The organism is Chloroflexota bacterium (assembly GCA_013152435.1).
In the GTDB taxonomy this organism is placed as follows: Bacteria; Chloroflexota; Anaerolineae; order DUEN01; family DUEN01; genus DUEN01.
This window is the reverse complement of record JAADGJ010000122.1, coordinates 43,589-55,587: the sequence shown is the minus strand read 5'-3', so window position 1 is coordinate 55,587 and position 11,999 is coordinate 43,589. Positions and strand designations below refer to the sequence as shown.

General features: G+C 65.8%; 10 protein-coding genes. All 10 read left to right on the top strand.

What is annotated here, in order from left to right; genetic code table 11:
* The first annotated feature begins 80 nt into the window (after positions 1-80).
* The 10 genes from hydA (at position 81) to GXP39_17750 (ending at position 11,992) form a co-directional block, all read left to right on the top strand.
* The gene (gene hydA, locus GXP39_17795) at positions 81-1,442 is read left to right on the top strand and encodes a dihydropyrimidinase (GenBank protein ID NOZ29885.1); all 1,362 of its coding nucleotides are present in this window, start codon (positions 81-83) and stop codon (positions 1,440-1,442) included.
* Between the two features lie 460 nt (positions 1,443-1,902).
* Entirely contained in the window at positions 1,903-2,610 is a 708-nt protein-coding gene (locus tag GXP39_17790; protein NOZ29884.1) for a response regulator transcription factor, read from the top strand.
* Positions 2,611-2,669: 59 nt separating this feature from the next.
* Positions 2,670-4,448: a cell wall metabolism sensor histidine kinase WalK gene (locus GXP39_17785; protein NOZ29883.1), complete on the top strand. Its 1,779-nt coding sequence runs from the start codon at positions 2,670-2,672 to the stop codon at positions 4,446-4,448.
* A 575-nt stretch (positions 4,449-5,023) separates the two neighbouring features.
* Positions 5,024-6,139 carry a phosphate ABC transporter substrate-binding protein PstS gene (gene pstS / locus GXP39_17780; protein ID NOZ29882.1) on the top strand — a complete coding sequence of 372 codons (1,116 nt, stop codon included), beginning with the start codon at positions 5,024-5,026 and terminating at the stop codon, positions 6,137-6,139.
* A 281-nt stretch (positions 6,140-6,420) separates the two neighbouring features.
* Positions 6,421-7,386 carry a phosphate ABC transporter permease subunit PstC gene (gene pstC / locus GXP39_17775; GenBank protein NOZ29881.1) on the top strand — a complete coding sequence of 322 codons (966 nt, stop codon included), beginning with the start codon at positions 6,421-6,423 and terminating at the stop codon, positions 7,384-7,386.
* Complete coding sequence (gene pstA / locus GXP39_17770) at positions 7,383-8,231, top strand: phosphate ABC transporter permease PstA (GenBank protein ID NOZ29880.1); 849 nt, start codon at positions 7,383-7,385, stop codon at positions 8,229-8,231. Before pstC ends, pstA begins: the two co-directional genes overlap by 4 nt.
* Before the next feature lie 380 nt (positions 8,232-8,611).
* On the top strand, positions 8,612-9,427 hold the full coding sequence (gene pstB, locus GXP39_17765; protein ID NOZ29879.1) for a phosphate ABC transporter ATP-binding protein: 816 nt from the start codon (positions 8,612-8,614) through the stop codon (positions 9,425-9,427).
* Entirely contained in the window at positions 9,424-9,861 is a 438-nt protein-coding gene (locus tag GXP39_17760) for an arsenate reductase ArsC (protein ID NOZ29878.1), read from the top strand. Before pstB ends, GXP39_17760 begins: the two co-directional genes overlap by 4 nt.
* Before the next feature lie 96 nt (positions 9,862-9,957).
* Positions 9,958-10,734 carry an HD domain-containing protein gene (locus GXP39_17755; GenBank protein NOZ29877.1) on the top strand — a complete coding sequence of 259 codons (777 nt, stop codon included), beginning with the start codon at positions 9,958-9,960 and terminating at the stop codon, positions 10,732-10,734.
* Positions 10,735-11,029: 295 nt separating this feature from the next.
* Positions 11,030-11,992: a phosphate ABC transporter substrate-binding protein gene (locus GXP39_17750; GenBank protein ID NOZ29876.1), complete on the top strand. Its 963-nt coding sequence runs from the start codon at positions 11,030-11,032 to the stop codon at positions 11,990-11,992.
* Positions 11,993-11,999 lie beyond the last annotated feature (7 nt).

Here is an 11,999-nt window from a genome sequence, read left to right as displayed (position 1 = left end):
AAGCGAGTTGGGGAGGGGGGACTACAGGGGGGAGGAGCAAGCTTATCCTGTCGCCGGACAACTTGGCAAGCACAATGGACATGGAACCTTTCGACCTGGTCATCACGAACGGACAGATCGTCACGGCGGCCGAGACGTACACGGCCGACATCGGCGTGCAAGGCGAGAAGATCGCCTGCATCGGTCAGGGATTGCGCGGCCGACGCACGATCGACGCGAGCGGCTGCCTGGTCATCCCGGGCGCGGTGGACGTCCACGTCCACCTGCAGATGCCCCTGGGCGACATCACCTCGTCCGATGACTGGCGGTCGGGCACCGTGGCGGCCGCGCACGGCGGCACCACATCCGTCGTCGATTTCGTGGACCCGCTGCCGGGGCAGCCGCTCCTGGAGGCGCTGGAGGAGCGCCTCGCCGAGGCGGAGGGCCGGGCGTGCATCGACTACGGGCTGCACATGGTGCTGTCCGACGTAAGCGGCAAGACGCTGGCCCAGCTCCCCCGGGTGATCGAGGCCGGCCTCCCCACCTTCAAGCTGTTCATGGCCTATGAGGGGAAGTACCTGACCGACGATCAGCTCTACCTGGCATTGCGGGAGATCGCCCGGCTGGATGCGCTGGCGCTGGTCCACGCCGAGAACTACCCCATCATCCGCCTGCGGGTGCGGGAGCTCCTGGCCGAGGGGAAGAGGGAGCCGCGCTGGCATCCCCATAGCCGTCCCGCCATCATGGAGGGCGAGGCGGCCGGCCGGCTCATCGCGCTGGCGGAGATGGCCGGCGCTCGCGCCTGCATCGCGCACATCTCCTGCGCCCCCGTGGTCGAGCAGATCCGGGCGGCCCACGCCCGCGGGCTGCCCATCTACGGCGAGACATGCCCCCAGTACCTGGTGCTGACCCAGGACGCCTACGAGCGCCCGAACTTCGAGGGCGCCCGCTACGTGTGCTCCCCGCCGCTGCGCGCCGAGGAGGACCAGGCGGCGCTGTGGGGCGCGCTGGCCGACGGCACCCTGCAGGTCGTCTCCACCGACCACTGTCCGTGGTGGTGGCGGGACAAGGAGCGCGGCCGCGGCGACTTCAGCCGCATCCCCGGCGGCGTCGCCGGCATTGAGACGCGCCTGCCGCTGGTATATCATTTCGGCGTGCGCGCCGGCCGCCTGACGCCCCAGCAATGGGTCGACCTGTGCTGCACCCGCCCGGCAGAGCTGTTCGGGCTGCCCGGGAAGGGAAGGATCCAGGTCGGCGCCGACGCGGACATCGTGGTCTTCGACCCCGAGCGCGCCATGCCGCTCACGGCCGACCGCCTGCACAGCCAGGTGGACTACTCCGTCTACGAGGACATCACGGTACGGGGCTGGCCGCGGGTGACCATCAGCCGGGGCCGGGTGCTGGTGGAGGATGGTCAGTTCGTCGGCCCGGACGGGCACGGGCGCTTCCTGCGCCGCCAATAGCCCTCCCCAAGAGGAAGCCCGTCGCCATGCCCCATTGGTATCAAGTTGAGCGATACAGAAGCGTGGCCCCGCATCTCCGGGGTGGCTCGGAGGGGCGGCAGCCCTTCCGAAGAACTCTATTTTCAGAGAACTCTATTTTCAGCCCCTCACCTGCCCCGTGGGGCCGGAGGCCACCGGCCAAAGCCCCAACCAGGCAGGGAAAAGGCGAGAGAAAGAGATTTTCTGCGAAGGGGAAGCCCCTCCGCACCTCCCCTTTCAGGTGCGGCCGCCCGTGGAGGGAAAAAGCGACAGGCGGGAGCCCTCGCCCACGCTGTTAAGTTGACGCGAATAGGGAGCCCGTCGCCATGTCCCCGCAGGATACCATGAAAAGCGCGCCAGGGACATGGCCGCCCTTCGTCGTTCGCCCGTCGTCACATTCCCTGACCAGATGGACCAGCATGGAGGAGATGTCCGGACATCCATGAGTGATAAAGTCTTAGTCGTAGAAGACGAACCCATACTGGTGGAGACGCTGACCTACAACCTGCGGCGGCAGGGCTATGAGGTCCTGACGGCAATGGACGGCCTGTCCGCCCTGAACCTCGCCCGACAGGAGCGTCCAGACCTGATCGTGCTGGATCTGATGCTCCCCAAGTTGGACGGCCTGGAGGTCTGCCGCATCCTGCGCCAGGAGATGAGCATCCCGATCCTCATGCTCACCGCTCGCGCGGACGAGGTGGATCGGGTCGTGGGCCTGGAAATGGGCGCGGACGACTACCTGACCAAGCCCTTCAGCATGCGGGAGCTCCTGGCCCGGGTGAAGGCGCTGCTGCGCCGGGTCCGCATGGACCGGGAATCGATGGAGGCGATGGCGCAAACCGGGCGCCAGGAGACGCTCAACCTGGGCGATCTGATCATCGATCTGCAACGTCGCGAGGTGCGACGACAGGGGGCCCTCCTCCACCTGAAGCCGAAGGAGTACGACCTGCTCGTCTTCCTGGCGCGGAACTCAGGCGTCGTCCTCTCCCGAGATCTGATCCTGGAGCGCGTGTGGGGCTGGGATTATGACGGCGGCAGCCGGACCGTGGACGTGCATATCCGTTGGCTGCGGGAGAAGATCGAGCCCGACCCGGCCCACCCCACCCGCATCGTCACCGTGCGCGGCATCGGCTACCGCTTCGAAGGGTAGAAAGCGGTCGAGGGCGCGGCCCCCGGCCGGGATCCCCAGACCATTTCCTGAAGGCATCTATGATCCATAACATCCGATGGCGTATCGCGATCCCCTATGTGGCGCTGATCCTCCTCATCATGGCCGGCCTCAGCGCGTACGTCTCCCACATCATCAGCGAGACACAGATGGCCAACCTGCAGGCACATCTGACCGCCGAGGCCCGGCTGCTCGCCGATGAGCTCGGCCCCCTCCTGGCCGCCGATGAGGATCGCGCAACCGTGAACGCCCTGGTGCAACACCAATCCGGCCTGCTCAACCACCGCATCACCGTCGTCGCCGCGGACGGCACCGTGCTCAGCGATTCCCACGCCAACCCATCCGAGATGGATAACCACCGCAACCGCCCGGAGGTGCGCCAGGCCCTGTCCACGGGGGAAGGCGTCAGCGTGCGACACAGCCGCACACTCGACGCGGAGACCATCTACGCGGCGGCCGTCATCAAAGCCAACGGGCAGACGATCGGCGTGGCCCGGGTCGCCGTCCCTATGACCCAATACGAGGCCAACGTGTCCCGTCTGCATCGCGCCTTCCTGGGGGCGACGCTGCTGACGACGCCGCTGGCCATCCTCTTGGCCATATTCATCGCCGGACGCACGACCCGCCCCATCCGCCAGCTGACCGCGGTCGCACAACGACTGTCCCAAGGGGACCTGAGCGCCCGCCTCCTGCCCACCACCCAGGACGAGATCGGCCAGCTCACCCGCGCCTTCAACCGGATGGCGGAACAGCTACAGGAGAAGATCACCACCCTGACGCGAGAGCGCGGCCAGCTGATCGGTGTGCTCTCGCACATGGCGGATGGCGTGATCATCACCGACGACGAGGGTCGGATCCAGCTGATCAACGCGGCCGCCGCCCGCCTGCTCGACACCACGGAGGAGGCCGCCATGGGGCGCCCGTGCGCCCAGATCCTGCGCCACCACCAGCTCATCGAGCTGTGGCGACGCTGCTACGAGGCGAACCAGGAGCAGATCGAGACCATCGAGACGAGCCGGCCTCGACTGTTCCTGCAGGCAATCATCACTCCGCTGAAGGGGATCGAACCGCAGGGTTGCCTGATCATCCTGCAGGACCTCACCCGGGTGCGGCGGCTGGAGACGATCCGCCGGGACTTCATCAGCAACATCTCCCACGAGCTGCGCACCCCTCTGGCCTCCCTGAAGGCCCTGACGGAGACGTTGCGCGATAGCGTACGGGAGGACCCGCCGGCCGCCCAGCGCTTTCTGGACCACGTAGAGGCGGAAGTGGATGTGCTGACTCAGATGGTGCAGGAGCTCCTGGAGCTATCCCGCATCGAATCGGGCCAGGTTCCCATGCGGTTCACGCCCACCTCGGCGCGAGATGTGGTGATGCCCCCCGTCGAACGGCTGCGCCCCCAGGCCTCCCGCGCGGGGGTCACCCTCACGATAGACGTGCCCGCCGACCTGCCGCCGCTCCTGGCGGACGCGGAGCGCGTGCGGCAGGTGATCACAAACCTGCTGCACAACGCGATCAAATTCACCCCCTCCGGCGGCGAGGTGAGCATCACAGCGAGGGCCTCTCACGACGAGATCGTCATCTCCGTGCGGGACACGGGCATCGGCATCCCGGCGGAGGACCTGCACCGCATCTTCGAGCGCTTCTACAAGGCCGACCGGGCCCGATCCGGCGGCGGCACGGGCCTCGGCCTGGCCATCGCCAAGCACATCGTCCAGGCGCACGGCGGGCGTATCTGGGCGGAAAGCGTGGAAGGGCAGGGCAGCACGTTCTCCTTCACCCTCCCCGTGAGTCACACTTCCAAGGGAATACACCAGTAGGGCGGCTTTCCGTAGCCGCCTCTGCCACGTCCCGGGCAAACGCCATCTCCCCCAGCGAAAGAGCAGGTATGAGAAACCTGCCCTACCCGCGCCACATCTCCCACACGACCACGTAGGGCGGCTTTCCGTAGCCGCCTCTGCCACGTCCCGGGCAAACGCCGTCTCCCCCGGCGAAAGGGCAGGTATGAGAAACCTGCCCCACCGCGCCACATCTCCCACACGACCACGTAGTTTTCCGTAGCCGCCTCTGCCATGTCCCGGGCAAACGCCGTCTCCCCCGGCGAAAGGGCAGGTATGGGAAACCTGCCCCACCGCGCCACACCTCCCACACGACCACGTAGGGCGGCTTTCCGTAGCCGCCTCTGCCACGTCCCGGGCAAACACCATCTCCCCCGGCGAAAGGGCAGATATGAGAAACCTGCCCTACCCGCTACCCGCTCCACATCTCCCACACGACTAAAGCCACGCAAACCGTTCCACCCCCTTAACAAGACGTTAACATGCCCTTCCACGAGCGTTAACCGGGCTGGGGTACACTCCGAAGTGGTTCACCAATCCACTGAGGAGGAACAGCCATGCGCAAAACCGCAGCCCTGATCGGCATCCTCATGATCGCTGCGCTGCTGGCCGCGTGTAACAGCACCCAGCCCGTGGCTGGGCCGACGGCCGCGTCGGCGGGGGAAACGTCCACCCAGGAAGAGGTCGTGCAGATCACGGGAGCAGGTGCGACCTTCCCCTATCCGCTGTACTCTCGCTGGTTCCACGAATACAGCACGAACGTCGATCCCACCGCCCGCTTCAACTATCAGTCCATCGGCTCCGGCGGTGGCATCCGCCAGATCACGGCCAAGACCGTTGACTTCGGGGCCTCCGACGCGATCCTGGGCGAGAAGGAAAAGGCGGCCGCCCCCGAGCTGCGGATGTTCCCGACCGTCGCGGGAGGCGTCGTCGTCGCCTACAACCTGCAGGACGCCGCCGGCAACCCCATCGACAAAGGGCTCAGACTCTCGCCGGATGTCCTCGCCGACATCTTCCTGGGGAAGATCACCCGGTGGGATGACGCGCGGCTCCAGGCGCTCAACCCGGACATCCCTCTGCCGGGCGAGGACATCATCGTCGCCCATCGATCCGACGGATCCGGGACCACCTTCCTGTTCACCCACTACCTGGCCCAGGTCAGCGAGGAGTGGAAGCGCTCCGTGGGAGCCGGGAAGTCCGTCGAATGGCCCGTCGGCATCGGCGGCAAGGGCAACGAGGGCGTGGCGGGCGTCATCCGTCAACAGCCGAATAGCATCGGCTACATCGAGCTGGCCTACGCCGTCCAGAACGGCATCTCCTACGCCTCCGTCCAGAATCGCGAGGGGAACTTCATCGAGCCTTCCCTGGAGGGCATCACGGCCGCCTCCGACGCCTACGCGGCGGACATGCCGAAAGACATGGGCCAGCTCCTGGTCAACGCCCCGGGCGCCGACTCCTATCCCATCGCCGGCTACACGTTCCTCCTGCTCTATCAGGATATGGACGACTGCGCGAAGGCCGGCAAGATCGTGGCGTTCCTGAAATGGGCGCTGACCGAGGGGGATCCATATGCGATCGAGCTGCTATACGCCCCGCTGGGCAAGCGCGTGGAGGAGAGGGTGATCCAGAAGCTGGATACCCTGACCTGCGAGGGAGGGAATCCCATTCCTTAAGGCGCGGCCAGGCACCGTGAGTCACATGGCGAAGCCATACTCGGCGAATCGAGCACAGAGGGAGGGCGTGCAACGCAACCCTCTGCGCTCTTCGCGCGCTCGCTGGCTGGCGGCTCCCGGCCCCATGAGGCAGGCGAAAGCGGGAAATGTGGACAGCTTCGAAGCCCCCAGCCATCTCAAGGGCGCCGGACCACGCTTTCACGTCATCGAATAGGAGGATCCATGGGGAAACCCACGAACCGTCCCCGCCTCTGGCAGGCAATCTCACGAGGGGAAACGGAATGGCAGCCTTGAGTACCCGGATCACACGGCGACTCCTGAGACGTCCACCCCGTATCAGCATTGGGGATAGGATCTTCCAGGGCTGGACATGGCTCATGGCAGGCGCGCTGCTCGGCCTGGTATTGCTCCTCTTCCTGGAGCTGGTGACCGGCTCCCTCCCCGCGCTGCAACGGTACGGATGGCGGTTCATCGTCCAGAGCACCTGGGACCCCGTGACGGAAACGTTCGGCGCGTTGCCGGCTATATACGGCACCATCGTCTCCTCCCTCCTCGCCCTGGCCATCGCCGGCCCCATTGGGCTCCTCTCCGCCATCTTCCTGGCCGAGCTGGCCCCCGACTGGCTGGACGCGCCCCTCTCCTTCCTGATCGAGCTCCTGGCCTCCATCCCCAGCGTGATCTACGGGCTGTGGGGGCTCTACGTCATGGTCCCCGTGCTACGGGATCTGGAGAAGGCGATCAGGAGGCATGTGGATCTCCCGTTCTTCTCCTGCACGCCGCTGGGCATTGGAATGCTGGCCGGCGTCGCCATCCTGGCCATCATGATCCTGCCCTACACGACGGCCATAGCCCGAGATGTGCTGCGGGCCGTGCCCAACGACCAACGCGAGGCCATGCTGGCGCTCGGCGCCACCCGATGGGAGACGATCTGGCGCGCCCTCGTGCCGTACGCCCGCACCGGGATCATCGGCGGCCTCATGCTGGCGCTCGGCCGGGCCCTGGGGGAGACGATGGCCGTCACCATGCTGATCGGCAACCGCCCAGAGATATCCATCTGTCTCTTCGATCCGGCCTACACCCTGGCCAGCCAGATCGCCAACGAGTTCACCGAGGCCACATCGGATGTATACCTGGCCGCGCTGATCGAGCTGGGGCTGATCCTGTTCGCCATCACCCTGGCCATGAACGCCCTGGCTCGCCTGCTCGTGCTGCGAGCGAATCGGGGTATAATAAGAGGACGTCGATGAGGAAAGCGTACATCTGGCGCAAGCTGACGAACGATCTCATGGCCGCGCTGACGGCGCTCAGCGCGGGGATATCCACATCGATCCTGCTGATCATCCTGATCTACGTCGCGAGGCAGGGGATCCCGGCCCTGAGCCGGGACTTCCTCCTCCACATGCCAACGCCGGTGGGCGTCCCCGGGGGCGGCATCGCCAACGCCATCGTCGGATCGCTCATCGTCGTGGGCCTGGCAAGCCTGCTGGCCCTACCCATCGGTATCAGCGCCGGCATATACCTGAGCGAGTCCGGCGATAACCGGTTCGGCGACGCCGTCCGCTACCTGGCGGACGTGCTCTCCGGCGTCCCATCGATCGTGATGGGCATCTTCGCCTACACGCTGATCGTCGCCAGGCAAGGGCATTTCTCCGCGCTCTCCGGCGGGTTCGCCCTGGGCGTGATGATGCTGCCCATCATCAGCCGGGCCACGGAGGAGATGCTGCGCATGGTGCCCGACTCCCTGCGCGAGGCCGGGCTGGCGCTGGGCATCCCCCGCTGGCGGGTGACGATCCGGATCATCGTCCCCACGGCCGGCCGGGGCATCCTGACCGGGGTCGTGCTGGCACTGGCACGGGTGGTGGGGGAGACAGCTCCCCTGCTCTTCACAGCCTTTGGCAACCCTTACTGGAGCACGGACGTCTCCCAACCCATCGCCACCCTGCCGCACATCCTGTTCACCTATGCCATCTCGCCCTACGACGACTGGCACACGAAGGCGTGGGGGACCGCCCTGGTGCTCACGGCGATCGTCCTGCTGGCCAGCCTGGCCGTCCGGTATGGTGGACGATCACGCTACCAGCCCCAGCCCTGATCCCCGGGCGGCCCAACACGCGGTCCATGGGCGGTAAGGGCAGTCCTTATGGCTGCCCCCTGGGTGCCCACAAGGGGCACCTCTTGTGCATCAACTTAACGACGTAGGCAAGGGCTCTCGCCTACCGCCCATCACCATTCAGAGGCCAACACGCTTCAAAGAGTGTAAGGGCGAGGCATCCTGCAGCGCTGGCACTGCAATGCACGCCCTTCACACCAGATGCGCCGGCGCTCATACCGATGGCGCCCCTAAGGATGCCTCGCCCCTACAAGCTGAACTTGATGCCAACGGGTGCCCGCAAGAGGCACCCCTGCTATGCACATGACAATGAGGAGAGAACGGGAACCATGACCATCAGCGACCTGCAAGTGCAAGGTTTGATGACCCTGGAGCCAGGTGAGGAGACACGGGCCATCCCCGAATCGAAAGCCGGGCTGGTCGTCAGGAGCCTGACGGCGGGGTTCGGCCGCTTCGTGGCGATCCGGGACATCACCCTGACCATTCCCGCCCACAGGGTGACGGCCATCATTGGCCCGTCGGGGTCGGGAAAGTCCACGTTCCTGCGATGCCTGAACCGCATGCATGAGGAGGTACGGGGAGCCTGGATGAAGGGGACCGTGCTGCTGGGCGGCGAGGATATCTACGCCCCCGGGACGGACCCGGTGCGCATTCGCCGACGCGTGGGGATGGTCTTCCAGAGGCCCAATCCCTTCCCCACCCTGTCCATCTTCGACAACGTCGCAGCCGGATTGCGCCTGAGCCATTGGGGACGTGTGCCCGATCTGGAGAAGCGCGTAGAGAACGCCCTGCGCCGGGCAGCCCTCTGGGATGAGGTGAAGGACAAGCTGCACGAGCCGGGGACCGCGCTGTCCGGCGGACAGCAACAGCGCCTGTGCATCGCCCGCGCCCTGGCCGTCGAGCCGGAGGTCCTGCTGATGGACGAGCCCGCCTCCGCCCTGGATCCTATTGCCACGCTACGCATCGAGGAGTTGATGCGAGAGCTGGCCCGCGACTACACGATCGTCGTCGTCACCCATAACATGCAACAGGCCGCTCGCGTCTCCGATTACACGGCCTTCTTCATGACGGATGAACACCGCGCGGGATATCTGGTCGAATACGGGCCCACGCAGAAGATCTTCACCAATCCCAGGGACAGGCGGACGGAGGACTACATCACCGGGAGGTTCGGATGAGAAAGCGGCGCGTCCTGTTCCTGTGCACCGGCAACTCGGCTCGCAGCCAGATGGCCGAGGGATTGGTCAGGCATTTCCTGGGCGACCAATGGGAGGCGCATTCCGCCGGGACGCGGCCGGCCGGGTACGTCCACCCCCTGGCCGTGCAGACGATGGCCGAATTGGGGATCGACATCACCCACCAGCGCTCAAAACCTGTGGAGGCGTTCCGCGACGTCCCCTTCGATCTGATCGTCACCGTATGTGACGACGCCGCGCGAAACTGCCCGGCATGGCCGGGGCAGGGCCAGACGATCCATATCCGATTCCCGGACCCGGCCGAGGCGACCGGATCGCCCGAGGAACAGCTCACGGTCTTCCGGCAGATACGAGACGATATCCGGGAGAGAGTGCTGGGCCATCTCCGGCGATATCCCCTGGAGCCAGGGGGATGAGACAAGCGCCGGGGAGCCCGTGGACCAGATGCTCTCGCATCGCCGATGGCTCCACAACGAGTCCGGCCATACCCCCAGAGAACACCACGAGGAGGAATGATGAGTTTTGAGGTACCTGCCCGACACAATGGGAAATTGCAACAACTGATGGCGCGGATCAACGACGATGCCGAGCTTCTACAGCTCTGGAAGTGCGCCAACGTCAACTCGGTCGACCGCTCCGGCATCAGCGACCACGGCGAAGTCCACATCCGGATCGTGGCCAACGCCGCGCTGCGGCTCCTGCGGCTGCTGGTGGAGGCGGACGTCCAGCCCAACGTGGTCACGGACTACGGACTGGCCGTCGAGGACGCGGAAGTGCTCGTCGTCCTGGGGGCCTGCCTGCACGATATCGGCATCGCCGTGCACCGCGATGACCACGAGCAGTACAGCCTGATCCTGGCCTACCCCAAGGCACGCGAGCTGCTGAGCGAGCTCTACGAGGAGCCCGCCCTGACGACGATGGTCGCCGAGACGCTCCACGCGGTGATCGCCCATCGCTCCGATCAACGCTGCCTGACCCTCGAAGCCGGGGTGCTCAAGGTGGCCGACGCGCTGGACATGACGGAGGGGCGCTCCCGGATCCCCTTTGAGGCCGGCCAGGTGAACATCCACTCCGTCTCCGCGCTGGCGGTGGAAGCCGTCCACATCGAGAAGGGGGAGGATCGCCCCATACGGGTGAACATCAGCTTGAGCAACTCGGCGGGGATCTTCCAGGTGGATGAGCTCCTCAAGCACAAGCTCCGAAGCTCCACGCTGGCCCCCTACGTCGAGATCACCGCGCAAATCGAGGGGGAAACGGAGCGCCGGCTTCTGGGGATCTACAAGCTGTGAGGGACGGCCCCCTCGCGTCACCCTCGAGGATCCGATCCCGCCACACGCCTCGCGCACAACTTGACGCTCTCCGCTTATTTGATAGAATCCGCCGGGGCCTTTGCGTTATCCGCTCGGTGGGGCCGCACGCCCCCGGGCGGATGGCGAACAGCGCCCACAACCGGGGCCAATTTGACCTGAGAAGACGAGGTTCATGATTCGATTCCACATCCTCTCGCGAGGGACCATCCGCCTGTCTCGGGCGCTCCGGCGTCCACGGCGGCCTTCCCGCCTCCGCTCACAGGCGAGCGAGACGATGGCCAGGGGAATCCACCCGTTTCTCATCCGCCTTTTCCCCACGACTCCCACAGACTTCGCCATACATGTCCAATGGACACGCTGGATCCTCACCGGCCTGCTGTGCCTGGGCATCACCCTGGCGGCGATCGGCTGCGGGGCCCAGGCCACCGAATCCGAACATGAGGCGCCGTCCCAGGCCGCGAAGACGATCGAGAACAAGGGGTCGGACACGCTGGTGAACCTGGCGCTGGCCTGGGCGGAGACGTATATGCAACTTCACCCGGAGGTGCGCATCTCCGTCACCGGCGGCGGGTCGGGCACCGGCATCGCGGCCATGATCAACGGCACCGTGGACATCGCCAACGCCTCGAGGAAGATGAAGCCCGAGGAGATCGCGGCCGCACAGGCCAACGGGATCAATCCCATCGAGTTCACCGTCGCCCGGGATGCCATCGCCGTGGTGGTCCACCCCTCCAACCCGGTGGACGGCCTCACCCTCCAGCAGATCTCCGATATCTACACGGGCAAGATCACCAACTGGCGAGAGGTGGGCGGGGAGGACCGTCCCATCGTCCTGCTCTCCCGGGAGTCGAACTCCGGCACATATGTCTACTTTCTGGAACATGTGATCCGCATGGGCGATAAGAAGAGCGACCTGCTCTTCTCTCCCGACACGTTATTGATGCCCTCATCGGAGGGGATCAGCGCGGAGGTGCGCCAGAACCCCAACGCCATCGGGTATGATGGCCTGGGATACGTGACGCCCGACCAGAAGATGCTAGCCATCGCCCGAGATCCGAAGGGGCCCTACGTGCTCCCCTCCGTCGAGACGGTCAACGACGGATCCTATCCCATCTCCCGTTCCCTGTACATGTATACCGCCGGGGAGCCCACAGGCCACGTGAAGGACTACCTGGACTGGATCCTGAGCGATGGGCAGAAGCTGGTCCCCGAACTCGGGTTCGTCCCGCTGAAGTGAGGGAATG